General features: G+C 60.7%; 24 protein-coding genes. 4 read left to right on the top strand and 20 right to left on the bottom strand.

The features are described 5' to 3' along the window. Positions 1-27 precede the first annotated feature (27 nt). The 6 genes from infB to pip form a co-directional block, all read right to left on the bottom strand. Positions 28-2,502, bottom strand: a complete 2,475-nt coding sequence (infB, locus tag ACVC7O_RS00470; RefSeq protein ID WP_458324143.1) for a translation initiation factor IF-2 — start codon at positions 2,500-2,502, stop codon at positions 28-30. 9 nt (positions 2,503-2,511) lie between these two features. Next, entirely contained in the window at positions 2,512-3,132 is a 621-nt protein-coding gene (locus tag ACVC7O_RS00465) for an RNA-binding protein (protein WP_458326135.1), read from the bottom strand. Positions 3,133-3,154: 22 nt separating this feature from the next. Further along, the gene (gene nusA / locus ACVC7O_RS00460) at positions 3,155-4,774 is read right to left on the bottom strand and encodes a transcription termination factor NusA (RefSeq protein WP_458324142.1); all 1,620 of its coding nucleotides are present in this window, start codon (positions 4,772-4,774) and stop codon (positions 3,155-3,157) included. Then, positions 4,775-5,353: a ribosome maturation factor RimP gene (rimP, locus tag ACVC7O_RS00455; RefSeq protein WP_458324141.1), complete on the bottom strand. Its 579-nt coding sequence runs from the start codon at positions 5,351-5,353 to the stop codon at positions 4,775-4,777. It abuts the gene before it with no gap. Between the two features lie 133 nt (positions 5,354-5,486). Then, positions 5,487-6,383, bottom strand: a complete 897-nt coding sequence (locus ACVC7O_RS00450) for an ABC transporter substrate-binding protein (RefSeq protein WP_458324140.1) — start codon at positions 6,381-6,383, stop codon at positions 5,487-5,489. Next, a complete protein-coding gene (pip, locus tag ACVC7O_RS00445; protein ID WP_458324139.1) occupies positions 6,380-7,351 on the bottom strand; it encodes a prolyl aminopeptidase in 972 nt (323 codons plus the stop codon). The genes ACVC7O_RS00450 and pip overlap by 4 nt, the downstream gene beginning before the upstream one ends. Before the next feature lie 48 nt (positions 7,352-7,399). Between pip and ubiG the strand changes: the two genes are divergently transcribed. Continuing rightward, positions 7,400-8,146 carry a bifunctional 2-polyprenyl-6-hydroxyphenol methylase/3-demethylubiquinol 3-O-methyltransferase UbiG gene (ubiG, locus tag ACVC7O_RS00440; protein WP_458324138.1) on the top strand — a complete coding sequence of 249 codons (747 nt, stop codon included), beginning with the start codon at positions 7,400-7,402 and terminating at the stop codon, positions 8,144-8,146. Here the strand turns inward: ubiG and ACVC7O_RS00435 are convergent. Genes ACVC7O_RS00435 through ACVC7O_RS00420 form a run of 4 tightly spaced genes read right to left on the bottom strand, consistent with a single transcriptional unit; the run spans position 8,143 to position 10,438 of the window. Further along, positions 8,143-8,586: a MarR family winged helix-turn-helix transcriptional regulator gene (locus tag ACVC7O_RS00435; RefSeq protein ID WP_458324137.1), complete on the bottom strand. Its 444-nt coding sequence runs from the start codon at positions 8,584-8,586 to the stop codon at positions 8,143-8,145. The genes ubiG and ACVC7O_RS00435 overlap by 4 nt on opposite strands. Beyond that, a complete protein-coding gene (locus ACVC7O_RS00430; RefSeq protein ID WP_458324136.1) occupies positions 8,583-9,416 on the bottom strand; it encodes a carbon-nitrogen hydrolase family protein in 834 nt (277 codons plus the stop codon). Before ACVC7O_RS00430 ends, ACVC7O_RS00435 begins: the two co-directional genes overlap by 4 nt. Next, positions 9,416-9,673, bottom strand: a complete 258-nt coding sequence (grxC, locus tag ACVC7O_RS00425) for a glutaredoxin 3 (RefSeq protein ID WP_458324135.1) — start codon at positions 9,671-9,673, stop codon at positions 9,416-9,418. Before grxC ends, ACVC7O_RS00430 begins: the two co-directional genes overlap by 1 nt. 36 nt (positions 9,674-9,709) lie before the next feature. Further along, entirely contained in the window at positions 9,710-10,438 is a 729-nt protein-coding gene (locus ACVC7O_RS00420) for a ComF family protein (protein ID WP_458324134.1), read from the bottom strand. A gap of 17 nt (positions 10,439-10,455) precedes the next feature. Here ACVC7O_RS00420 and ACVC7O_RS00415 point away from each other — a divergent pair, with 17 nt between their 5' ends. After that, positions 10,456-11,268 (top strand): methyltransferase domain-containing protein, encoded by an 813-nt coding sequence (locus ACVC7O_RS00415; protein WP_458324133.1) that lies wholly within the window; start codon positions 10,456-10,458, stop codon positions 11,266-11,268. A 57-nt stretch (positions 11,269-11,325) separates the two neighbouring features. Further along, positions 11,326-12,396 (top strand): ferrochelatase, encoded by a 1,071-nt coding sequence (gene hemH / locus ACVC7O_RS00410; protein ID WP_458324132.1) that lies wholly within the window; start codon positions 11,326-11,328, stop codon positions 12,394-12,396. Positions 12,397-12,467: 71 nt separating this feature from the next. Here the strand turns inward: hemH and ACVC7O_RS00405 are convergent, their stop codons facing one another. Next, complete coding sequence (locus ACVC7O_RS00405; RefSeq protein ID WP_263842363.1) at positions 12,468-12,644, bottom strand: hypothetical protein; 177 nt, start codon at positions 12,642-12,644, stop codon at positions 12,468-12,470. A 140-nt stretch (positions 12,645-12,784) separates the two neighbouring features. Beyond that, positions 12,785-13,396, bottom strand: a complete 612-nt coding sequence (locus ACVC7O_RS00400) for a L,D-transpeptidase (RefSeq protein ID WP_458324131.1) — start codon at positions 13,394-13,396, stop codon at positions 12,785-12,787. Positions 13,397-13,562: 166 nt separating this feature from the next. On the opposite strand from ACVC7O_RS00400, the gene dalA reads away from it, so the two are divergent. Beyond that, positions 13,563-14,090: a divisome-associated lipoprotein DalA gene (gene dalA / locus ACVC7O_RS00395; protein ID WP_458324130.1), complete on the top strand. Its 528-nt coding sequence runs from the start codon at positions 13,563-13,565 to the stop codon at positions 14,088-14,090. Between the two features lie 3 nt (positions 14,091-14,093). On the opposite strand, the gene ACVC7O_RS00390 is transcribed toward dalA, so the two are convergent. The 8 genes from ACVC7O_RS00390 to hslO all read right to left on the bottom strand — a co-directional run bounded on the left by ACVC7O_RS00390 (position 14,094) and on the right by hslO (position 23,330). Next, on the bottom strand, positions 14,094-14,594 hold the full coding sequence (locus ACVC7O_RS00390) for a L,D-transpeptidase family protein (RefSeq protein WP_458324129.1): 501 nt from the start codon (positions 14,592-14,594) through the stop codon (positions 14,094-14,096). A gap of 85 nt (positions 14,595-14,679) precedes the next feature. Beyond that, the gene (locus ACVC7O_RS00385; protein ID WP_458324128.1) at positions 14,680-15,459 is read right to left on the bottom strand and encodes an ion transporter; all 780 of its coding nucleotides are present in this window, start codon (positions 15,457-15,459) and stop codon (positions 14,680-14,682) included. A gap of 31 nt (positions 15,460-15,490) precedes the next feature. After that, complete coding sequence (locus ACVC7O_RS00380) at positions 15,491-16,720, bottom strand: class I SAM-dependent RNA methyltransferase (RefSeq protein WP_458324127.1); 1,230 nt, start codon at positions 16,718-16,720, stop codon at positions 15,491-15,493. 40 nt (positions 16,721-16,760) lie between these two features. After that, positions 16,761-18,593, bottom strand: a complete 1,833-nt coding sequence (locus ACVC7O_RS00375; RefSeq protein ID WP_458324126.1) for an ABC transporter ATP-binding protein — start codon at positions 18,591-18,593, stop codon at positions 16,761-16,763. Then, a complete protein-coding gene (locus tag ACVC7O_RS00370) occupies positions 18,590-20,434 on the bottom strand; it encodes an ABC transporter ATP-binding protein (RefSeq protein WP_458324125.1) in 1,845 nt (614 codons plus the stop codon). The genes ACVC7O_RS00375 and ACVC7O_RS00370 overlap by 4 nt, the downstream gene beginning before the upstream one ends. Before the next feature lie 166 nt (positions 20,435-20,600). Further along, positions 20,601-21,779, bottom strand: a complete 1,179-nt coding sequence (locus ACVC7O_RS00365; RefSeq protein WP_458324124.1) for a CCA tRNA nucleotidyltransferase — start codon at positions 21,777-21,779, stop codon at positions 20,601-20,603. After that, positions 21,755-22,351: a CoA pyrophosphatase gene (locus ACVC7O_RS00360; RefSeq protein WP_458324123.1), complete on the bottom strand. Its 597-nt coding sequence runs from the start codon at positions 22,349-22,351 to the stop codon at positions 21,755-21,757. The genes ACVC7O_RS00365 and ACVC7O_RS00360 overlap by 25 nt, the downstream gene beginning before the upstream one ends. Next, positions 22,341-23,330: an Hsp33 family molecular chaperone HslO gene (gene hslO, locus ACVC7O_RS00355; protein ID WP_458324122.1), complete on the bottom strand. Its 990-nt coding sequence runs from the start codon at positions 23,328-23,330 to the stop codon at positions 22,341-22,343. Before hslO ends, ACVC7O_RS00360 begins: the two co-directional genes overlap by 11 nt. Between the last annotated feature and the right edge of the window lie 52 nt (positions 23,331-23,382).

Genomic DNA, 23,382 nt, shown 5'->3' with positions numbered 1-23,382 from the left:
CCTTTTTTTGTTTTTTTGCACTCGGATTTACGAGAGTGTTCGCGTGATCTCTTCGCGCTCGAAGATCTCGATCACGTCGTCCGCGCGGATGTCGTCGTAGTTTTCGAACGCCATACCGCACTCTTGCCCGGACTGAACCTCGGCCACTTCGTCTTTGAAGCGTTTGAGTGTCTTCAGCGTGCCTTCGTGAATCACCACGTTGTCGCGCAGAAGGCGCACACCCGCAGACCGGCGCGCAACGCCCTCAGTGACCAGACAGCCTGCAACCTTGCCGACGCCGGTGACCTTGAAGACCTCCTTGATCGTGGCATAGCCGATGAAGTTCTCGCGGATCTCGGCGCTGAGCAGGCCAGAGGCTGCTGCTTTCACATCGTCCACAAGATCGTAGATCACCGAGTAATAGCGAATCTCGACGCCTTTCTGGTTCGCGGTGTTCCGCGCCGACGCATTGGCACGCACGTTGAAGCCCATGATCGGCGCTTGACTTGCCTCGGCAAGGCCCACATCGGTCTCGGTGATCGCACCGACGCCCGAGTGCAGCACGCGGACGCGGACTTCCTCGTTGCCAATCTTCTCCATCGCCTGAACGATGGCCTCGGCCGAGCCCTGAACGTCGGCTTTCACCAAGATCGGTAGCTCGCTCACGTTCTCATCGGCCTTGGCATTCGCCATCAGCTGCTCGAGCGTGGTGGCTGCACCGGCAGCGGCGCGTTTGTCTTTTGCGGCTTGTTCGCGATAGGCCGCGATTTCACGGGCTTGAGCTTCGGTCTCGGTGACGTTGAGAACGTCACCCGCTTCCGGCGTCCCGTTCAGACCCAGAACCTCAACCGGCACGGAGGGGCCAGCTTTCTTGACGCGGTCGCCCTTGTCGTTGATCAGCGCGCGCACCTTGCCGTACTGCTCACCCACCACGAAGATGTCACCCTGGTGCAGCGTACCGTTCTGAACCAGAACCGTCGCCACGGGTCCACGGCCCACATCAAGCTGCGCCTCGATCACGGCGCCAACGGCCGCCCGATGGGGGTTCGCCTTGAGCTCAAGGATCTCGGCTTGCAGCGCAATGGCTTCGAGCAATTCATCCAGACCCTGCCCGGAGATCGCGGATACCTCGACGTCCTGCACATCACCTGAGAGCTTCTCGACAATCACTTCATGTTGCAGCAGGTCGGTGCGCACCTTGTCCGGATTGGCCTCGGGCTTGTCGATCTTGTTGATCGCCACGATCATCGGCACTTCGGCAGCCTTCGCGTGGTTGATCGCTTCGATGGTCTGCGGCATCACCGCATCATCCGCAGCCACCACCAGCACCACGATATCGGTCACCTGCGCGCCGCGAGAGCGCATCGAGGTGAAGGCCGCGTGGCCGGGTGTATCGAGGAAGCTGAGCACTTGGCCACCATCGGTTTTGACCTGATAGGCACCGATATGCTGTGTGATGCCGCCTGCTTCGCCGGCCACAACCTTCGCGTTGCGAATGGCATCCAGAAGCGAGGTTTTGCCGTGGTCGACGTGCCCCATGATCGTGATGACCGGCGGGCGCGACTTGAGGTCTTTCGCGTCGTCCTCGACCTCCTTGATCACGTCTTCCACGTCCGCGTCAGACACGCGCACGACCTTATGGCCAAACTCTTCAACGATCAGCTCAGCAGTATCCGCATCGATGGTCTGGTTCTGCGTGACCATCATGCCGTTGTTCATCAGCGCTTTGACGACCTCGCCGACCTTCTCCGACATGCGGTTGGCCAGTTCGGAGACGACAATCGCCTCGGGCACCTGTACGTCGCGGACAACCTTTTCGCGCTCGACCGGGCCGCCCATGGCTTTCTGACGGGCACGTTCTTGCTTGCGCTTCATCGCCGCCATCGAGCGCTGGCGCCCGCCTTCGCCACCGGCCAAGGCCTGGTTCAGCGTCAGCTTGCCCGAGCGGCGGTTGTCTTCGCCACCTTTGCCGCCGCGGCGGTTGTTATCGCGGTCACGGTCCTGCTGTTTGCGCGGTGCCGCTTCCGGTGCCTTGGCATTCGTCGGGCGCGCAACAACGGGTTTCTCGACAGGGGCAGTGGCCGCTTTTGCAGCAGCTTCGGCCTCCTGCTTGCGGCGTGCGTCTTCCTCGGCCTTTGCCTTCAGGCTTTCTTCGCGCTCACGTTCAGCGCGCTCTTTCTCTTCCTGCTCGGCCCGGCGGCGCTCACGCTCTTCGGCGCGCGCTTTCTCCTCAGCCTCACGGGCCGCGGCCTCTTCCGCCTCGCGCGCCTTGGCAGCCTGAACCGCCTTCAAACGGCGTTCCATTTCCGCATCGGAAATCCCGGCAGGCCGCTTCGACGGATCACCCACGGTCGCTGTGCCCGACGCAGACTTGGCGGCGCCCGGTTTCGGCACCACAACGCGCTTTCGCTTTGTCTCCACAACGACGTTCTTGGTGCGCCCATGGCTAAAGCTCTGCTTTACGTTGCCTGGACGCGCGCCCCCGCGCAGACCCAATGTTTTTTTGCCGTCAGTATCGCTCATGAAGCTCGTCTATCCTTTCGAGTGGCCGCTGCCACCCTCCTTTACGCGCACGCCTTTTAATCGGTTGGCTTCCTCTACAACACGTTGCGTGAGTCCACCAGAGGCGAGCGCCCCATGTATCACAGTTTGACGTCCGAATGCCAAACCCAATTCGTCTGCCGTCAGCCAGCCGATGTAATGGCCATAGTGCGGCGTACTCAATTTCGATTTCCCGCGACCCGAGCCGTCAATGGCCTGGATCAGAACCTCGGCCTCTTCCATCTGAAGCCAGCTTTTTACCTTTTCGTACCCGGCAACCGCCTTGCCTGCTTTGCGCTGCAGTGAGATCAGATCCACCACGCGGCGCGCCAATTGATCTTCCACCGCGTCAACCAATCCGTCGGGGATGGTGACCGGCTTTTTCGCGCCTCGGGCAAAGAGCTTCTTGTCTACGGCCCTTTGCAGCGCCACACGATCAGCCGCGACATACATTCCCCGGCCTGGCAATTTACCCAACACATCCGGCACCACCTGGTCATCCGGCCCGGCGACAAAGCGGATCAGCCTGAATTTCGGCTGTACCTCGCCCGTGGCAATGCACTTGCGGTCCGGACCGTCACTGCGGTCTTTTGGAGCGCCACCGCGACCCATCAGGCTCATCCGAGGCCTGAAATCAGGCCTCGGTCTCCTCGGTTTCAGCGCCCTCGACCTCTTCTTCGGCCTCGGCTTCCAGATCAGCCGGGTCAACCCAGCCGAGCATGATCCGTGCGGTCATGATCAGATCCTGCGCTTCTTCCAAAGACACATCAAAGGGCTCCAGAACACCGTCATCCTTGACGCGCTCGCCCTCGATGGTTGTCCAGCCACCGGCCAGTTCCCAATCGGCACAGGTGGCGAAGTCTTCCAATGTCTTCACATCATCCTTGGCCAGCGCCTCAATCATCTGGGGTGTGAGGCCCTCGAATTCAACCAGGCTATCCTCAACACCCAATGCGCGTGCGTTTTCAAGCGCTGCCTTGTTCTGCGCATCGAGCACGTCGCGGGCCCGGGCCTGCAGCTCGTTGGCTGTGTCTTCGTCCACGCCGTCAATGACCAGCAATTCATCCAGCTCGACATAGGCCACTTCTTCGAGGTTCGAAAAGCCTTCCGAAACCAGAAGCTGAGCAAAGAACTCGTCCAGGTCCAGATTGTCGACAAAGAGCTTCGTGCGCATCTCGAATTCGGCCTGACGGCGCTGGCTTTCCTGCTCTTCGGTCATGATGTCAATGTCGAGCCCGGTCAGCTGCGACGCCAGACGCACGTTCTGCCCACGACGACCAATGGCGAGGCTCAGCTGTTCCTCAGGCACGACCACTTCGATCTTGCCAGCTTCCTCATCGAGAACCACCTTGCTCACCTCAGCCGGTTGCAAGGCGTTCACCAGGAAGGTGGGTTGATCCTCGTTCCAAGGGATGATGTCGATCTTCTCGCCCTGAAGCTCGTTCACAACCGCCTGCACACGGGAGCCGCGCATACCAACGCAGGCGCCCACCGGGTCGATGGACCCATCGTAGGAAATCACAGCGATTTTCGCCCGTGATCCCGGGTCGCGGGCCACGGCCTTGATCTCGATGATGCCGTCATAGATCTCCGGCACTTCCATCTTGAACAGCTCGGCCATGAATTCAGGCGCCGTCCGGCTCAGGAAGATCTGAGGCCCGCGCTGTTCGCGCCGCACGTCCTTGATATAAACGCGGATGCGGTCGTTGGGGCGGTAGCTTTCGCGCCCGATCTTTTCGTTGCGGCGCAGGATCGCTTCGCCCGCGCCCACATCGACGATGACGTTGCCGTATTCTTCGCGCTTGACCAGACCATTGATGATGGTGCCAGCGCGGTCTTTGAATTCCTCGAACTGGCGATCCCGCTCAGCTTCGCGCACCTTCTGCAGGATCACCTGCTTGGCCGATTGTGCGGCGATCCGGCCCATCTCGACCGGGGGCACTTCCTCGACAAAGGTGTCACCGACTTTCGGATCATCGAGATACTGCTTGGCCTGCTCGACCGTGAACTCCGCCTGATAGTTCTCCAGCTCTTCTTCCTCGACCACGGTGCGCACGCGGGTGAAGGTCGCACGCCCGGTCTTCCGGTCTATGGAGACGCGGATGTCCATCTCCGCGCCGTAGCGGGACTTGGCCGCACGGGCGAGAGATTCTTCCATCGCCTCGACCACCAGGCCGGGGTCGATCATCTTCTCACGGGCCACAGCCTCGGCGGTTTGCAACAGCTCCAGCTGGTTTGCAGATGTGATTGCCATTTACAGGTCTCCCTCAGCAGACTGATCCGTCTGGATCTCGTCGAATTTTGTCTCGTCGATAGCGCCTGATGCCTTGCGCTGGCGCAGCATTTCCTTGATCAGATCGTCGGTCAGCACGAGTTTTGCGTCCAACAACCACTCGAATTTCAGACCAATCGTGCCCTCAGCCACGTTGATCAGAACCTCGTCACCCTCGACACCGGCCAGCTCGCCCTTGAAGCGGCGGCGCCCGTCGATCATCTCGCCCGTCTCGATCTTAGCCTCGTAGCCTTCGAACATCTCGAAGTCCTTCAGGCGGGTCAGCGGGCGGTCGATGCCGGGGCTCGACACCTCCAGCGTGTATTCATCGAGGATCGGGTCTTCGACATCGAGAATTGCGCTGACCGCCTGGCTGATCTCGGCGCAGTCATCGACCTCAATACCGCCCTCGGGTTTGTCCGCCATGATCTGAAGCGTAGTCGATTTGCCCGACATCAAACGCACCCGCACCAGTTCAAACCCCATATCCTCGATCACCGGGGTGATGATCTCGGCCATGCGGCGGTCGATGGCAGCTTTTGCAATCAGATCGTTTGTCATCAGTCTTTCAGGCACAAAAAAACGGGCGCGCGGCCCGTATCGTGTTCCGGTGGAGCGTTTGGTATGGACCCGAACGCGCCGCTGTTGTGATCGATATACGCTCGGTGCTGCGAGTCTGCAACCCCTGATCGGCTTAGCCCATCCACCACCGCTCTGCCGCGCGCAGGTTGTCGAGCGGGGCGCGCGTTCCAACCGCATTCGGCATCTGGATATTCACATGTACGGCGGCGCTCAGATGCTGTGCATCCGGGAGCAGCGCGACCGTCGCCAAATCTTCCAAATCGGTGGGAGCCGACAGGTCTGCCGCATCCACATACCCCTCGCGCAGGGCTTCGGCCCGGACGGGATCCGACGGAATCGACACCAGCTCGACACTGTCGAACCAGCCCGCCTCGCCGTCTTTATAATGCGTCTCGACGCGCTGCCCGATGACCTGTCGCGCAGGTAAAAATCGATGCAGGCGATAAAGACCGGTGCCGATGCCCTCGGCCATGGCGCGCGTGAGATCAGCCGCCGGGTACATCACCAGCGCTGGTGCCGAGAGACGGTACGGAAAATCCGCATCCGGCGCCGCGAGGGTGATCCGCACGCGGGTCGCGTCCAACGCGACGATCTCAAGAACATCTGCCAAAGCCGTCTCGCGATGTAAGGCCAGCGAGGCCACCACATCATCCGCCGAAAACGCCGCACCGTTGTGGAACTGCACGCCCGGGCGTAGGTCGAGCTCCCAAACGGAGGCGTCGGCACTGCCGCGCCAGCAGATGGCAAGCTCGCCGCGCAAGGTGCCGTCAGCGCCAACCTCGGTCAGCGTGTCAAAAACCATCCCGACCATCGCGACTTGCATGAAGAGCCCGTGTGGCACCCGCGCATCGAATGTATCCGTCCGCGCGGCACCGGACAGCGCCATGCGCAAGCGCCCGCCCCGCTGAGGCTGTGGCCCGGCCGAGACGCCAGTGGCCGCCAGCAAGGCCGCCGCCGCACCCGTCGCAAAGAGCGCCCGCCGGTCTATATGTCGGGTCACGCGGCTCATTTCCCGGCGATCCTATCCATGCTGCGCACAAGCTCGGCGCTGATCCCCGGTTCGGACAGCGCGTGCCCGGCGTTGCGCACCATCTTGAGATCGCAATTCTCCCAGCGCTGCGCCAGCGCATAGGCGCTGTCAGGTGGGCAAATCATGTCATAGCGGCCCTGCACGATGACACCTGGAATATGGGCGATTCGGCCCATATGCGCGAGGATCTGACCATCGAACTCAAGAAACCCACCGTTGGAAAAATAGTGATTCTCCAACCGCGCAAACGCCCGCGCATAGTCTCCCGGGCTTTCACCGGTGGAGCCGGAGGAGTGGATCGAGGCAACCGCGTTTTCCCAGGACGACCAGGCCCGCGCAAACCGCGTCTCCAGGCTGATGTCGCCCGAAAAGAGCCGCCTGCGATAGGCCTCGATCAGATCGCCACGCTCATCTTCCGGGATCAGCGCGGTGAACCGGGCCCAGACCTCGGGCCAGAACTTGCCCGCGCCACCGCCATAGAACCAGTCCAGCTCTGCACGGGTCATCAGGAAGACACCGCGCAACACGATATGCCGCACGTGATCGGGATGCGCCTGCGCATAGATCAGCGCCAGCGTGGCACCCCAGCTGCCCCCGAAGACGATCCAGTGATCAACCTCCAACTCCCGCCGGATGAGCTCGATATCATCGACCAGATGCCAGGTGGTGTTATGCGTGACGCTCGCATGCGGACGCGACCGGCCGCACCCACGCTGGTCAAAGAGAATCACGCGGTAAATCTCGGGGTCGAAATAGCGCCGCATCGCCGGGCTGCATCCGCCGCCCGGACCGCCATGCAAAACGATCACGGGAATGCCCTGCGGGTTGCCGCATTGCTCCACATAGACCTTGTGTCCCTGACCCACGTCCAGCATCCGCTGATCGAAGGGATCGATCGGCGGGTACAGGTATTGGACTGCGCGCTTTTGGTCCGAGAATTTGTCCATTACAGGCCTATATAATACGAAAATGCACTTGAGCACATGGAGATCAGAATGCAAGCGCCTCAGACCACTGTTGACCCGTCCGAGATCGCGAAATTCGAGGCGATGGCGGCAGAGTGGTGGGATGAGAACGGCAAGTTCAAACCGCTGCACATGCTGAACCCCTGTCGCCTCGATTACATCACCTCGCAGATTGCGGCGGAGTTCGACCGCGACCTGAAAGCCGAGGCGCCGTTCAAGGGCCTGCGCATTCTCGACATCGGCTGCGGCGGCGGGCTTCTAGCCGAGCCCATGGCGCGGCTGGGCGCGGATGTGGTTGGTGCCGATGCGGCCGAGCGGAACATCCCCGTGGCGCAGATCCATGCAGAGCAGTCCGGCCTCACCATCGATTATCGTCACACCACAGCCGAGGATATGGCCGAGGCGGGCGAACAGTTCGATGTGGTGCTAAACATGGAAGTCGTTGAGCATGTGGCCTCGCCCATCGATTATCTGACCGCCTGCCAAAACCTGCTGAAACCGGGTGGGCTGCACATCTGCTCGACGCTGAACCGCAACCCGAAGTCCTACATGATGGCGATCATTGGGGCCGAGCATGTGATGCGCTGGCTGCCCAAGGGCACGCATGAATGGTCGAAGTTCATCACCCCGGATGAGCTTTATGATCTGATGCGGGATGCGGGGCTCGATCCGGTGGACCGCAAAGGGTTCGTCTTCAACCCGCTGACCTGGTCGTGGCGCCTGTCCGATCGGGACCTGAGCGTGAATTACGTGACCGCCAGCGTGAAGCCAGCCTAGGCGTCTTCACCCAGTTGGCGGCGCATTTCCCGGAGGATCGGGAGTGCCTCGCGCACCTGGTTGTCGCCCAGCTTTTCCACAACCTGATTGATCAATGGCGTGATTGACCCTACCGCGTGATCCCGCGCCTGACGGCCCGCGGGGCTGATCGCCACCATCTTGCGCCGCGCGTCATCCCAATCGGGCCGGATGTGCACATAACCCGCCCATTCCAGCTTGCTCAAGGTGTTGGTCATCGCGCCACGGGTGACATGGAAGGTCTCGGCCAACTGCGCCGGCGTGCGTTCATCCATAGTCCGCGCAAGGTGGTTCAAGACCGAAAAATGCGAGATTTCCATACCTTTGGGCAACACTCGGCTCAGCCGCGCGCGGACCATCTGGTCCGCCGCCAACACCTCGCTAAAGAGCGCAATGGCCAGGGCATTTCTGTCGTCGCTCATTCGGGTCCATCAAAGGGTCGCGCATTTTCAAGGCTGGGCACACGGCCCCGCGCCTGCGCCACTTCTCCCATATCGAGGTCCGTGATGTAAACGCCCGGCTCTGTACCTGCGTCCATTTGGACCTCGCCCCATGGGGCCACCACAAGCGAATGACCATAGGTCTTGCGAGTCTTGTGATGCGCACTTGCATGTTCGCCGGTCTGCGCGGGGGCGAGCACGAAACAGCCCGTCTCAATCGCCCGCGCCCGCAACAACGTGTGCCAATGCGCAGCGCCCGTCACCGGCGAGAAGGCCGCCGGGACGGTCAAAATCTGCGCACCCGCGTTTGCGAGCGCGGCATGAAGCTTGGGAAACCGGAGGTCATAGCAGATCGACAGACCGACCGGCGCAAAGGCGGTCTGGGCCAGCACCGCCTGCGCGCCGGGGCGATACCCTTCGGACTCGCGCCAGGTCTCTTCCGGCGTGACATCTACATCGAACATATGGATCTTGTCATACCGCGCGACGATCTCGCCTTTCGGGTCGATCATGAAGGACCGGTTGGCAAAGCGCCCGTCTTTATCCCGCGTCTGCAGCGCGAGCGACCCGATCAGCAGCCAGATGCCAAGCGCCTTGGCGTCAGCCTGCAGCGCCGCCAAGCTGATATCATCCTCTTCGAGCTGCAGGACGTCAGACTGATGCGACCGGCTGGTCGAGATGCAGTTGGTGACTTCCGGCGTCAGCACAAAATCCGCGCCTTGTTCGGCCGCGTCACGCACCATGGTGCGGGTCACGTCGAGATTGGCGACTGGATCGTCCGAAACGTTGAGCTGCAGTAGCGCCGTCTTCATCAGGCCGCCAGAAGCGCGTCGAGCTTACCCGCGCGTTCCAGCGCATAAAGGTCATCGCAACCGCCCACATGGGTGTCGCCCACAAAGATCTGTGGCACCGTGCGCCCCCCATTGGCGCGCTGGATCATCTCGGGCTTGCGGTCAGGGTTGGCCCAGACGTCGACCTCGGAAAAGGTCACCCCCTTCTGGGTCAGCAGGCGCTTGGCCGCGTGGCAAAATCCACAGAGCGGCGAGGTGTAGATTTCAACAGGTTGCATGATCGTTCCTCATGACACAAAGCGTTATTCAGGAACTTAGGCATCCTTCACCGTGCGCGCCAGTGTCACCACGTATACCGGCCCTGATCCCGCTGCAAGACAGGCATCTGCGGCCACCGCGAGGGTGGCACCCGAGGTCAGAACATCGTCCACGATCAGAACAGGTCGCGCGACCAGCCGGTGGCGCCGTCGTGGATGCACGGAAATCGCACCTTTGACCGAGGAAAACCGAACCTCGCGGGTCATCCCTTCCATCGGCGGGGTCCGTCGCGGGCGTTGCAGAAGATCGGGGCACACCGGTAGACCGGTGTGTTTCGCAAGCGCCTGGGCCAAAAGGGCGGATTGGTTGTAGCGCCGCTTGACCATCCGCGTCCAATGCAGCGGCACCGGCGCAATGATCAGGTTCTCCTTTGGCAAATCCGAGATTGCCTGCGCCATCCACTGCGCGGCTGGCTTTGCGATCTCCTGCCGGTCCCCATGTTTGAGCCCGAGCACTAGCCGCCGGCCATTGTCCTTATAGATCAGGGCCGAGCGTCCTCGGCTCCACGGGCGCGGGTTACGCATGCAGTCATCACATTTCAATGTGTCGCCCCCGTCCTCACCCGGCAGGGGCACACCGCAGGAATCGCAGATGGACCCGCCGATGAACAAGGTGTCGCGCCAGCAGGGACCACAGAGACCAAAATCGCTCAGGACCTTGTCGCCGCACCCCAGGCACCGCGGAGGATAGATCGTCGAAACCGCCGTTTGAAAACTGAACGCCACCCGCCTATTTTCCCTTTATGACCGACCCCAAACGCCTGACCGATGTCACCACCCTGCAGCAGCATCGTGCCCGCGCCACCGCGCTCTTCCTGCAGGAGGCCGCGGCGGACGAAATCCAAGATCGCCTCTCCATGGTTAACAGGTCGTTTACATCTCAGGCGGTTGTGACGCCTTTTCGGACCGTCTGGGAACAACACCTGCCTGGTGCAGTGATCTGCGAGGACAGTGACCACCTGCCCCTCGCCGTCGAGGCGCATGATCTGGTGGTGCATGCGATGGGGCTGCATTGGGCAAATGATCCGGTGGGCCAGTTGATCCAGTGTCGCCGAGCCCTGAAACCCGATGGCATGTTGATGGTCGCGACGCTGGGCGGGCAAACCCTGCAGGAATTGCGCAGCTGTCTCGGGCAGGCTGAAATCGGATTGTCCGGAGGTCTTTCCCCGCGCATCGCGCCGATGGGCGAGATCCGTGATCTGGGTGCGCTTTTGCAGCGAGCCGGGCTGGCGCTGCCCGTGGCAGATAGTCTCACCTTCACGGTGGAATATCAGGACACCTGGCACTTGATGCGCGATCTGCGCGCCATGGGCGAGAGCAACGCGCTTAACGCGCGGCACCGAAGACCTGATAGCCGGAAGCTTTTTGAAGAGACATCAAGGCTCTATACAGAGCATTTCGCCACAGCATCGGGCCGGCTGCCCGCCACCTTCGAGATGGTGTTTCTCACCGGCTGGGCGCCGGATGACAGCCAGCAAAAACCACTCCGCCCAGGCTCGGCCAAGCAGCGCCTCGCCGATGCTTTGGCTGTTCCGGAAACGCCCCTGCCCGATTGACGGGAGCGCAAAACCGTCTATCTGAGGCTCAATACGTTCGTACAAGGACCAACCACGATGCTGGACAGCAGCGCCTCGACGCCCGTGAAAGTTCGACCGACCCATGCCAAGGACGATCATCCCGAGATCGCTCTGCCCAAAATCGGTATCCTGTTGGCCAATCTCGGAACGCCCGACAACTACGACTACTGGTCGATGCGCCGCTATCTGAACGAGTTCCTGTCCGACCGCCGCGTGATTGATTACAGCCCATGGATTTGGCAACCGCTCCTGCAGCTGATCATCCTGTCAAAGCGCCCGTTTTCGAGCGGTGCGGCCTATAAATCGATCTGGAACGAAGAGGCGGGTGAGAGCCCGTTGATGACGATCACGAAGGCGCAGACCGACAAGATCAAGACGGAGATGCTGAAGCGCCATGGCAGTGAGGTCATGGTCGATTTCTGCATGCGCTATGGCAACCCATCGACGCGCTCGAAAGTGGCCGAGATGACGGCGGCGGGCTGCCGCAAAATCCTGTTCTTTCCTCTCTATCCTCATTACGCCGGGGCGACCTCGGCAACGGCGAATGACGAGTTTTTCCGCGCTTTGACCCACGAGAAATGGCAACCGGTGACCCGCACGGTCGAGCCTTACTATGATCGGTCGGACTATATCGACGCCCTGGCGCAATCGATTGAGAGGTCATATGCGGCGATGGAAACCAAACCGGATATTCTGGTGTGCTCCTATCATGGTGTTCCGATCCGGTACCTGATGGAAGGTGATCCCTACCACTGCCAATGCCAGAAGACGACGCGCCTTCTGAAAGAGCGTTTGGGCTGGAAAGACACCGAGATCACCACCACCTTCCAGTCGAAATTCGGGCCCGAAGAATGGCTCCAGCCCTATACGGTGGAGGAGGTTGCCCGGTTGGCTGAGGCCGGCAAGAAGAACATCGCAGTTTGCGCGCCGGCGTTTTCAGCGGATTGCATTGAAACCCTTGAAGAAATCAATGAAGAGATCAAAGAAAGCTTTGAGGAAGCCGGTGGCGAAACCTTCACCTATATCCCGTGCCTCAACGATGACGATGCGCATGTCACCGCGCTATCAAATGTGATCGACGACAACCTCAAGGGCTGGCTACGCTAAACTATCGGTGCAACGCATGAAAAAAGGCGGCGCCCAAAGCACCGCCTTTTCAAAACCATACTGTCGTCCGATTAGGAGACAGCTGCAGCAACAATGATCAGCAGCAGAATCGGCAGCAGCACGCCTGTGGACGAGCTTTCTGCTTCTTCAACAACAACCGGCGCTTCGACGACAGGCTCGGCCAGCGAACCGGCATATGCTGTCGATGCGGCGGCTGTCAGTGCAGCGGCGAGAACGAGTTTCTTCATATCATAACCTCCAGAATCGGCGAACCACGCATAGCGATAGAACGCACCCAAGACTTACCTCGTGATTGTCGGTAAAGCATCATAACGTGATGTTTGCAAACTCGATTCCGGACTCGTTCGGCAGAACAAGGTTAATGTCGTCAAATTAGCAACACTTGCGTACCGACCTTTGTCAGCTCGTAAAGCTCGGCGATGTGCTCGTTGTAAAGCCCGATGCAGCCGTTCGATGATTGACGCCCGATTTTCCGCGTATCGTGAGTTCCATGAATACGATAATATGTCCAGCTCAGGTAAAGTGCGTGCGTTCCCATGGGGTTATCGGGACCTGGGCCGATGTATTCCGGCCATTCGGGATTGCGCTTCAACATCGAAGGTGTTGGACGCCAGCTTGGCCCTTCAACCTTGCGCACCACCTTGGTCCGCCCGCGCCGTGTCAGCTCTTCGGTCAGCGGAACGCTGGAGGGGTAAAGCTTGTAGAAGCTTTCGTCTTCTGCCCAGTAATGCAGCGCCCGGCTGTCGATATCGACCAGCACAGCACCGTTATTCAGGTTCGAGAAGTAGGGGCGCCAGTCCAGCGTCCGGAAGCTCGAGATGTTGCGGCGCACCACTTCGCTCAGGTCGCGTTCACCTTGCGTGGTAGCCGATGAATTCACAGACGATATGTCCTGCGCAATCGCTGGCGTCGCCAACATGGCAGCGCTGCCAGCCAGAAAGGCGCGGCGGCTCGGGACTTCAAAACCTTTAACAGACATCAGATGCCTCCATAGACACGGACTTGTGTAAGATCGTTAGCATTTTATTGCGCGAATGCCGCAGTCGCAAATCAAACACTTGTCATCTGAACCGGATGCCCTGATGTGCGTTTGAATTGCAACCTCTAGCCGGATATGCGGTAAAACAACGTTTAAGGAGTGCAAAATGATCCGTCTGATTTCGATTTTTATGGCGCTGGGGCTCACACTCGCTGCTTGTGGGCAGGGTCCGGTTGTCTCAGACGGCTCGAGCAGTGGCAAAATTTACCGAATCGGACGGAATGACACCGGCAAGATACAGTTCCGTATGCTGGACTCGATCAACGCATTGCGCAGCGCATCTGGCCAGGCCCCGCTGGAGCTCGACCCCAAGCTGAATGCGGCGGCCGCGACCCATTCCCGCGATATGTCGATCCAGAACCGACCCTGGCACTTTGGCTCAGACGGATCTTCCCCGATCGACAGGGTGCAACGGGTTGGCTATGCGGGCGGCCTCGTGGGCGAAAACATTTCGGAGACCTATGAGTCCGAGCTTGAAACGCTGGCGGCCTGGATGGAGAAGCCCGACACCCGCCGTGTGATCCTGTCGCCGGACGCCACACAGATGGGTTTCTCGTGGTTTCAGGAAAACAACGGCAAGATCTGGTGGACATTGGTGACCGGCAGCGCCGCGCCCGGCGCCGGATCGGTCTGATCTTCAGGCGTTGAGCACAATCAGCGTGCCATCGGGCACCATCGCATAGACTTCTTCGATCTCATCATTGGTCACGGCAATGCAGCCCCACGTCCAATCCGGCTTGTCCCGCTTGAACGGGTTTCGTTGGCCGTGGATGAAGATGTCTCCGCCCGGCGACTTGCCCATCGCCTTCGCTGCGGCAACGTCGTTCACATTGGGATAGGAAATCCCAAGCGACAGATGGAATTCCGAATTGGGGTTGCGGCGATCGATCCGGTAAACACCCTCGGGCGTCTTGCCATCGCCTTCAAATTGCTTGTGTCCGATCGGTGCAAACCCGAGGTGAATATCATAGCTCTTGAGCAAGGATTCGTGGTGCAGCAGATGCATCCGCCGCTGTCCCTTGTTCACCACCACATAGGTCACTTCCGGCCCATCATACCGGCGGAATTTCGAACTGCCTGCGCAACCACCCAACGCCATCGCCGCGGCGGTTGTCATAATCAAATCTCTGCGACGCATTTTTTGCTGTCCCGTGTGTCTTTTCGACGTTCTGCTCTTTTGACACGGTTACCATGGAAAATTGGTTAAACACCTCACAAATTTGTCATTTATCAGATTTTTCTTCGAGCCGTTTCTCAATCGCAATCAAGCGGGTCAGCACCTCATCGCGGTAGGCGTCGGTGACCGCACCCGCCTCTTCCTGGTGCGCATCCTGCATCGAATTCACGATCAGACCGACCAGAAGGTTCACAACCGCAAAGGTGGTGATCATGATGAAGGGCACGAAGAACGCCCAGGCATAGGGATAAACATCCATCACCGGACGGACGATGCCCATGGACCAGCTTTCCAGCGTCATGATCTGGAAGAGTGTGTAACCGCTGAGCGGCAGCGAGCCAAACCAGTCCGGAAAGCTGGAGGCAAAAAGCTTCGTCGCAATGACCGCGCCGATGTAGAAGATGATCGCCATCAGAAGGAAAACGCTCGCCATACCGGGCAGTGCGGTCACGAAACCCTCGACCACCCGGCGCAGCCGCGGCGCGACCGAGATAACGCGCAGCACCCGCAGGATTCGCAGCGCCCGCAGCACCGACATCGTCTGCGACCCGGGGATCAGGGCTGCGGTCACGATGGCGAAGTCAAAAAGGTTCCAACCGCTTTTGAAGAACCGCGTGCCCCGCGCGAAAATCTTCAGCAAAAGCTCGGCAATGAAGAACCCAAGACAGGCCGTATCCAGTGCAATGATGAGCGGCCCCGCCTCGGCCATGAGGGCAGGCGAGGTTTCCATACCCAGCAGAACGGCATTGAAGATGATCACCGCCATGACGGTGTTGATCACCCAGGACTGGTCCAGCCAGACATCCAGTTTCTGCCGTAGTGTCATCTGCCTCTCCTCATCCGTCATCCGTCATCCGTCATCCGCGCATATGGGGCGATGTGAAGCAGGCGACAAGCTCCACATGCGCCGACCAGCGGAATTGATCAACGACTTGTATCCAGTCGAGGGTAAAGCCCGCGTTGACTAGGGTTTTGGCATCTCGGGCAAAGGTGACCGGGTTGCACGAGACATAGCCGATGCGCGGCACATCGGTCTGCGCCACTTCAGAGACCTGCGCCTCGGCGCCCGCGCGCGGTGGGTCGAGCACAACGGCATCGACCCCGCGAAACTCCTCGGCCAGAAGCGGGCGGCGAAAGAGATCACGCGCCTCGGTCGTTATGGCCTTGAGACCTTGTGCCTTGCGCCAGGCCTGATCGAGCGCGCGGGTCATCTCGGCGTCGCCTTCCACTGCGTGAACCTCGGCCCCGCGTGCCAGCGGCAGGGCGAAGGTTCCGCATCCGGCAAAGAGGTCGGTGACCTTCGCAGCCCCTTGCGTGATCTCCCTCACAGCCGAGGTCAGTGCCCCCTGCCCATGCGCCGTTGCTTGCAAGAACGCGCCTGGCGGGGGCGCGATGTCGACACCATCGAAGTCCAGGATCGGTGGGCTGCGCATCGCAACGACCTCACCGTCCCAGGATAGCCGGGCAAGCCCCTTTTGCTCGCAAATCATGGCAAGCTGCTGTCTGAGCGGCCCGTCGAGCGGCTTGCCGCCGCTCACCGCAACATCGAGGCCTGTGTTTGTCGCCGTGACCAGAACCGACAGGGTGGCTTTGCGGCTCGCGCCGGTTTCTGCCAGCATCTTCGCCACCGGCGCCCCACCCAGAACCTCGGGGGTGACCAGAATGCAGCCTGGGATTTCGACAATCGTGTCGGACGCGCGCCCATGGAATCCGGCCATTGCACCCTTCTTGGTCCGCCGTGCTGCAAAGCCCGCCCGGCGTCGCGATTGGGCGGGAGAGGTCGCAATGGGCCGGAACTCAGTATCGAGGTTCTGCGCTGCAAGCGCACGCCGCACCACATCCACCTTCCACTCCGCGACGAAGGCATCATCTGTATGCTGCAACTGACACCCACCGCAAGCTTTGAAATGGTGGCAGGGGGCCGCCACGCGGCGCTCCGAGGGGTGGTGCACCTTGATGTCACGCAGAACAGTTCCATCGAGCACACCGGCCACAACCTCGCCCGGCAGGGTCAACGGGGCATAGATCGGTCCATCGGCCACGCCATCGCCCTGCAGCCCGATGTGTTTGATAGTGAGTTCCGTCATTGCGCTTGGATTACGGCAGGACGGGCTTGCGCAAAAGCCCTTATTCCGCGGCCTGTGTCCGGATAAAGCCACCTGACTGCCGGTTCCAGTATTTTGCGTAGAGCCCACCCTTCGCCAAGAGCGCCTCGTGGCTGCCATTCTCCACGATCTGACCGGCATCCATCACCACGATCCGGTCCATTTCCGTGAGGGTCGAAAGCCGGTGTGCGATGGCCAGCACGGTCTTGCCCTCCATCACCCGGTCGAGCGCTGTCTGGATCGCGGCCTCGACCTCGCTGTCGAGCGCGCTGGTCGCCTCATCCAGCACAAGGATCGGCGCATCCTTGAGAATGGCTCGCGCCAGCGCGATGCGCTGCCGTTGTCCGCCCGAAAGCTTCACGCCGCGCTCGCCAAGATGCGCATCATAGCCTTTGCGCCCCTCATGATCGACAAGATCCACGATGAACTCATGCGCTTCGGCCTTACGGGCCGCCTCGATCACCTCCGCCTCGCTCGCGCCCGGTCGGCCATAGATGATATTCTCCCGCGCCGAGCGATTGAACATCGCCGTCTCCTGCGTGACCATACCGATGTTATGGCGCAGGCTCTCTTGCGTGACCTTGGTGATATCCTGCCCGTCAATCTCGATCACACCCTCTTCGGCGTCATAGAGCCGGAGCAGAAGCGCCACAAGCGTGGATTTCCCGACACCCGAGGCGCCGACAATCCCCAGCTTCTCACCCGGTTTGATCGTCAGATCGATCCCGCGCACGCCACCGGTATCACGACCATAGGCAAATCCGACGCCGCGCAGCTCGATCTGCCCCTGAGGGACCTTGAGAGGTTGGGCATCGGCGTCATCTTCGACCCGATTGCGCGGCGTGAGCGTGCGGATACCGTCTTCGATTTCGCCGATGTTGGAATAGACCGCCATCAGCGTAAAACTGACCCAGCCGGTCATCTGCGCGATCCGAATAGCGACCGCACCTGCGGCGACGATATCGCCTTGCGTGGCCTGCCCGGACTGCCAGAGCAGGATCGTCCCGCCCAGCAGTACCACCGGCAAAAGCCCCGCCACGGCCATCAGCGAAAACCGGAAGCCTGCGGACAGATAACCGAACTCGACAGACCGTTTGCGGAAGGTCTGCATTGCATTCAACGCGGCCTGATCTTCCTGATCGGCGTGGGCGAATAGCTTCACCGTCTTGATGTTGGTGATCGTGTCGACCACCTGGCCCGATACCATCGCCCGTGCGCCAGCCCTTCCGGCGGACCGTTTGCGCACCCGGGGCAGAAACCAGTTGATCATGGCAAAATAGCCAATCAGCCAGACTCCGAACCCAATGGCCACACGCCAGTCGATGGCGAACAACAAAAGGACCGAGCCAACAAGTGAGGCCAGCGCAAAGGCCACGACGTTGATGACTTCAGAGACCACATCTGTAACGGCCCGCGCGCATTGCATTTGCTTCTGCGCGATCCGACCAGCGAAATCATCGTCGAAGAACGCGACCGTCTGACCCAGCGTCCAGCGGTGCAGCCGCGAGAGGACGAGCGGGTTCACATTCGGTTGCACGATGATCGCGTTGGCGGACGCAGATAGGCCAAAAAAGATCGGGCGCGCGACCATGAAAAAGGCAACGGCTGCAATGACGAGGGCGAGGTTTGCGCCATCGAAAAACGCCTCCGGTCCGAGGGCGGCAGTTGCATCGATGACCTTGCCGAGGATCAGTGCGGTGCCCGCCTCCATTGCGCCGGCGGCAGCGGAGAGAAAAGCGGCCAGCCACAGGGCAGGCCACGCACCAGACAGACACCACCGCATGAACGCACCGAGGCTGCGCGGGGGCGGCCCGTCTGCGGGACGGAAAGCGCTGATCCAGTTTGATATAGTCAAGACGCCTCCTCGATATCCGCGGCCAGAAATCCGCCCGATTGTCGGGCCCAGAATTCTGCATATAGTCCGCCCCGCGCCAAAAGCGCGTCATGGCTGCCATCTTCCACGATCATGCCTCGGTCGAGCACGAGAATGCGGTCCATCTGTGCGATGGTGGAGAGCCGGTGCGCAATCGCGATCACCGTCTTGCCCTCCATCATGCCGTAGAGCGTGTCCTGAATAGCGGCTTCCACTTCGCTGTCGAGTGCGCTGGTCGCCTCGTCGAGCAGCAGGATTGGTGCATCCTTCAGGATGACCCGTGCAAGCGTGATCCGCTGGCGCTGGCCACCCGAAAGCTTCACGCCCCGCTCACCCACCTGCGCGTCATAACCCTGCCGACCTTCCGGGTCCTGCAGGTCGAGGATGAACTCATGCGCCTGCGCCTGGCGCGCGGCGGCAAAAACATCCTCCTCGGTCGCGTCGGCACGACCGTAAAGGATGTTGTCTCGCACCGAGCGGTGGAGCAGCGAGCTGTCTTGCTGCACCATGCCGATGGCCAGCCGCAAGCTGTCCTGCTGGACCTGCGTGACATCCTGACCATCGATCAGGATCTGGCCGCGTTCCGGGTCGTAGAACCGCAAGAGCAGTTTCACGAGCGTTGATTTCCCCGCGCCGGACCGACCCACCAGACCGATCTTCTCGCCCCGACGAATGGTCAGATTGATCCCGTCGAGCCCGCCGGACCCGCGGCCGTAGTGGTGCGACAGGTCCTTGATCTCGATGGTGCCATCGGTCAGCCGCAAGGGCTTCGCGCCAGCATTGTCGGTCAGGGTGATCGGCTGTGCGATGGTCTCCATGCCCTCAGAGACTACGCCCAGCTCCTGAAAGAAAGTGGTCAGAGCCCACATGATCCAGCCAGTCATGGCGTTGAGCCGAAGGGTCAGCGCCGTCGCCGCCGCCACGACACCCACGCTGGCCACGCCCTGCATCCAAAGTACAATCGCCCAGCCGACGACTCCGATGATGAGCAACCCGTTCAGCAGCACCAGCATCACGTCCATGATGGTGAAAATCCGCATCTCGACCTGAAAGGTGCGCCGGGTCTCCTCGATCGCCTCCTTGGCGTAGTCGAGCTCCTTTTCATGATGCGCGAACATCTTGACGGAATGGATGTTGGTATAGGCATCGACCACACGCCCGGTCACGACCGACCGCGCGTTGGATGCCGCCTTGGAGGCCGGGCCTACCCGCTTGATTGTCCAGCGCAGCAGCAGCCCATAGAGAACGAACCAGCCCAGAAGCGGGATCAGCAGCCTCGGATCAGACGACGACAGCAGGATCGCCGCGCCCAACAGATAGGCGAGCGAGAAGGAAATCGCGTCGAAGACCTGGAACACCACTTCGCCCGCCGCGGGCGGCGTCTGCATGATCCGGTTGGCGACACGTCCGGCAAAATCATTCTCGAACCAGCCAACAGATTGGCGCAGCACCTGCTTGTGCGCGCGCCAGCGGATCATCGTGGCGAAATTCGGCAGGATCGCGTTGTTGAGCAATGCCACATCGATGGCCTGTAGCAGCGGCCGCATGATCAGGATAAAGAGAGCGACGAGGATCAGCTCGGTTCCGTACTGGTCCCACATCGTCTGCGGATCATCCTCGAGCAAGTCCACAACCCGCCCCATGTAAAAGATCAGCCAGATCTCGATCGCGGCCACAACGATGGACATGATGCCAGCAAGCCAGAACACCTTTTTGAACGGCTGCGCATACTGCAGCATGAACGGCCAGAGTGTCTGCGGCGGATTATTCGTCTCTGTATAGGCGCAATAGGGGTCAACAAGACGTTCGAAAAAGCGGAACATGGCGGGGAGCCTTCGGTAGATATGCGAAATGATCAGGCGCTGCGGTGCAGGCCATCCGGGGTGTGGTTATGACAAAGTCAGTCGAACCAGATCCCGCGATACATTTCGTATTCCTCCGTGTTGGTAGTCTGCTACTTACAAGAGAAGTTTTGACTTGTCGACCACTTCAGTCAGCTGTCATCAATTCTTCACGCGTCAGCTGGAAATCAGAGGCGATCCAGCGGTCCTCGAGCTTGGCCAGGTGATCGCCGAGCGCCTTGCCGCTGAGGGCAGGCATGAAGTCCTTTGCGCTGATCGGCAGCTGCGCTTCCGCTGCTTGTTTCAAGGGGTCAAGCGTTGCCGGATCGCAATGCTCATTGGCCATCGCCGCGCGCAGGATCAGAGTGCGCCGGGCAGTGTCATACCCCTGCCGGTAAGCGATCTCTCGGATCGGCGTCATCTCGCTCAACGCCTGCCCTAGGGTTTCCAGCGCCTTGGTCTGTTTGCTGCTGAGCCGCAGTCGGGTGGACAGGTCCGCGCCACCCAAGGCAGCCAAGCGCAGAAGCCAATCCGGCGCGAGACCCATCTCCGCCTCAAGATGGACAACCGGCCCGGCCAGACGCACATCACTTCCCGGTAGAAGCCGCTGCAACACACCCACCTGCTGCATGACCGCAAGTGCTGGACCGGGATCGGGCGCGGCCAACAACCTGCCTATCTCCTGACCCACACGCTCGGCAGAAAGCGTCTCTAATCCAGGTGCATTGGACGAGATTGCGTCCAGGGTATCAGGATCAAATCCGTCATCAGGGTTTGCATACCAGGCGTGGAAGCGGAAAAACCTCAGAATGCGGAGATAGTCTTCGCGGATGCGGTCTTGTGCATTCTCGATGAAGCGGATGCGCCGCGCCAGACAATCAGGCAGGCCGCCAAGCGGATCCACAATCTTGCCCTCGGGCGTCGCATAAAGCGCATTCAGGGTGAAGTCACGGCGGCGCGCGTCTTGCGCAATATCTGTCGAGAAGGCGACAACGGCGCGGCGCCCGTCGGTGTGCATATCCTTTCGGAAGGTGGTAACTTCGAACCCAGTTGCGTCGGCAACGACCGTTATAGTGCCATGATCAAGCCCCGTTGGCACAACCTTCAGCCCTGCTGCCTCCGCGAGCCGGGTCACCTCGAGCGGGGGGAGCGGTGTGGCCATATCGACGTCCGCGCCACCGACACGCAGAACAGCATCGCGCACACAGCCACCCACCATATAGACAGGCGCGCCCTCTACGCTGATGGCCGCGCACACGGTTTGGACCGACGCATCGGTCAGCCAGTCCGTATCGGGCGGGATCATCCTGAGATCTGGTCGGTCCATGCCCGCAACATACGCGCAGTTGCGCCCCAGATGTAATAGGGTCCGTAGGGCACCGCGAAATAGGATCGCTGCTGTCCGCGCCACCAGCGCGACTGGATCACGTAGTTCGGCTCTGACAACACATGGGAGAGCGGTACGGTGAAGACCTCGTCCACTTCGCCTCTCTCGGGTAAAATGTCAAAGGGTCGGGTCACGCGGGCGATCACGGGCGTCACGATAAAGCCGGTCACCGTTTCATGCGCTGGCAGCGTACCCAGAACATCCACATGCGCACGGGGCAGGCCTATTTCTTCTTGCGCCTCGCGCAGGGCCGCCGCGATCACGTCCGCGTCCCCCTCGTCCTGTTTGCCCCCAGGGAAGGCGATCTGGCCCGGATGGTGTTTCAGCGCAGAGGAGCGCTTCGTGAGCAAAAGGTGGTGCGCGCCTTCCCGCTCAATGATTGGCGCCAGCACACCCGCCGGACGCAGCTTGCGCCCGGTGGGCAACACCGTTTCTGGATTGAGGTCAAAGTCAGACGACGGACGCCCCGGGCGCGCCAGAGCGGCCCGAAGCGTCTCGATGTCATGCGTCATGACTGTCCTGCTTGGCCTCGAACCCGACGGTTGCGGGATCGAGATCGTAATGCGCGCCACAGAACTGGCAATCCGCCGTGACGCGACCCTCGTCGGTGGTCATCTTTTCGATGTCCCGGGCCGAGTAGATCGACAGGCTCTGGCGCACGCGATCTTCCGAACAGGTGCAGCCAAACCGGACGGTCTGCGTGTCAAAGACCCGCGGCTGCTCCTCGTGGAAGAGCCGCAGCAGAAGATCATTTGGCGCCAAAGACGGCCCAATCAGCTCCATATCCTCGACCGTGTCGAGCAGGATGTTCACCCGGCTCCAGTTCTCCGCCTCATCGTCCTGAACGAGATCGGAGGCTGACAAGGTCTCGCCATTGCCCTCACCCTGCGCCGTAAAGGGCGACGCCTTGGGCATGTGCTGCAGCATGACTCCGCCACCGCGCCAATGCTCTGGAACGCCGGGCTCGGTCGACTTGCCGAAGCTCAACGAAAACCGCGTTGGCAACTGTTCGGACTGGGCGAAATACGTCTCGGCACAGGATGCCAGGGAGCCGCCTTCCAGCGGGGTGATCCCCTGATACGGGGTCATCCCCTTACCCTGGTCGATCATGATGGCGAAGTACCCCTCGCCCACCTGATCGAAGGGGGCGGCCTCTGTCAGCCGGTCGGCATCATAGCTTGCATAGGCTCTGATCCGGGCCGGATCACCTTCCTTCTCGGGGCCATAATAGTCTGTCGCGATCATGCGAACCGCGCCTTTGGATTGGACCTGCAATTGCAGCTTCCAGCGCAGCTTGATCGTCTGGCCGATCAGCGCGGTCAGCAAAGCCATCTCAGCCACCAAAGCTTCAACCAGCGGCGGATAGTCGTGCTGCTTCAGGATACCGTTCAACGCACCATCCAGCCGCGCAACACGGCCGCGGATATCGCTGGCATCAAGTTGGAAGGGCAGGACCGTATCGTCCCACGCGATCTGCTGTCCGAGTGTCATGGGGGTTTCCTTATCGCCAAGGGGTTGGCATACCGGCTCCATATAACCGTCT

This window comes from Roseobacter cerffii (assembly GCF_054226325.1).
The sequence above is the reverse complement of the archived record's forward strand: the minus strand, read 5'-3'. Positions and strand labels throughout refer to the sequence as shown.

Excerpts from the sequence above, each read along its gene's own strand:
- ACVC7O_RS00400 (WP_458324131.1), bottom strand. The coding sequence starts at position 13,396 with ATGTCTGTTAAAGGTTTTGAAGTCCCGAGCCGCCGCGCCTTTCTGGCT.
- ACVC7O_RS00465 (WP_458326135.1), bottom strand. The coding sequence starts at position 3,132 with ATGGGTCGCGGTGGCGCTCCAAAAGACCGCAGTGACGGTCCGGACCGC.
- ACVC7O_RS00370 (WP_458324125.1), bottom strand. The coding sequence starts at position 20,434 with ATGTTCCGCTTTTTCGAACGTCTTGTTGACCCCTATTGCGCCTATACA.
- ACVC7O_RS00390 (WP_458324129.1), bottom strand. The coding sequence starts at position 14,594 with ATGCGTCGCAGAGATTTGATTATGACAACCGCCGCGGCGATGGCGTTG.
- ACVC7O_RS00365 (WP_458324124.1), bottom strand. The coding sequence starts at position 21,779 with ATGGACCGACCAGATCTCAGGATGATCCCGCCCGATACGGACTGGCTG.
- dalA (WP_458324130.1), top strand. The coding sequence starts at position 13,563 with ATGATCCGTCTGATTTCGATTTTTATGGCGCTGGGGCTCACACTCGCT.
- ACVC7O_RS00405 (WP_263842363.1), bottom strand. The coding sequence starts at position 12,644 with ATGAAGAAACTCGTTCTCGCCGCTGCACTGACAGCCGCCGCATCGACA.
- ACVC7O_RS00385 (WP_458324128.1), bottom strand. The coding sequence starts at position 15,459 with ATGACACTACGGCAGAAACTGGATGTCTGGCTGGACCAGTCCTGGGTG.
- ubiG (WP_458324138.1), top strand. The coding sequence starts at position 7,400 with ATGCAAGCGCCTCAGACCACTGTTGACCCGTCCGAGATCGCGAAATTC.
- ACVC7O_RS00380 (WP_458324127.1), bottom strand. The coding sequence starts at position 16,720 with ATGACGGAACTCACTATCAAACACATCGGGCTGCAGGGCGATGGCGTG.
- grxC (WP_458324135.1), bottom strand. The coding sequence starts at position 9,673 with ATGCAACCTGTTGAAATCTACACCTCGCCGCTCTGTGGATTTTGCCAC.
- nusA (WP_458324142.1), bottom strand. The coding sequence starts at position 4,774 with ATGGCAATCACATCTGCAAACCAGCTGGAGCTGTTGCAAACCGCCGAG.
- rimP (WP_458324141.1), bottom strand. The coding sequence starts at position 5,353 with ATGACAAACGATCTGATTGCAAAAGCTGCCATCGACCGCCGCATGGCC.
- hemH (WP_458324132.1), top strand. The coding sequence starts at position 11,326 with ATGCTGGACAGCAGCGCCTCGACGCCCGTGAAAGTTCGACCGACCCAT.
- ACVC7O_RS00450 (WP_458324140.1), bottom strand. The coding sequence starts at position 6,383 with ATGAGCCGCGTGACCCGACATATAGACCGGCGGGCGCTCTTTGCGACG.
- infB (WP_458324143.1), bottom strand. The coding sequence starts at position 2,502 with ATGAGCGATACTGACGGCAAAAAAACATTGGGTCTGCGCGGGGGCGCG.
- hslO (WP_458324122.1), bottom strand. The coding sequence starts at position 23,330 with ATGACACTCGGACAGCAGATCGCGTGGGACGATACGGTCCTGCCCTTC.
- ACVC7O_RS00415 (WP_458324133.1), top strand. The coding sequence starts at position 10,456 with ATGACCGACCCCAAACGCCTGACCGATGTCACCACCCTGCAGCAGCAT.
- ACVC7O_RS00430 (WP_458324136.1), bottom strand. The coding sequence starts at position 9,416 with ATGAAGACGGCGCTACTGCAGCTCAACGTTTCGGACGATCCAGTCGCC.
- pip (WP_458324139.1), bottom strand. The coding sequence starts at position 7,351 with ATGGACAAATTCTCGGACCAAAAGCGCGCAGTCCAATACCTGTACCCG.
- ACVC7O_RS00360 (WP_458324123.1), bottom strand. The coding sequence starts at position 22,351 with ATGACGCATGACATCGAGACGCTTCGGGCCGCTCTGGCGCGCCCGGGG.
- ACVC7O_RS00435 (WP_458324137.1), bottom strand. The coding sequence starts at position 8,586 with ATGAGCGACGACAGAAATGCCCTGGCCATTGCGCTCTTTAGCGAGGTG.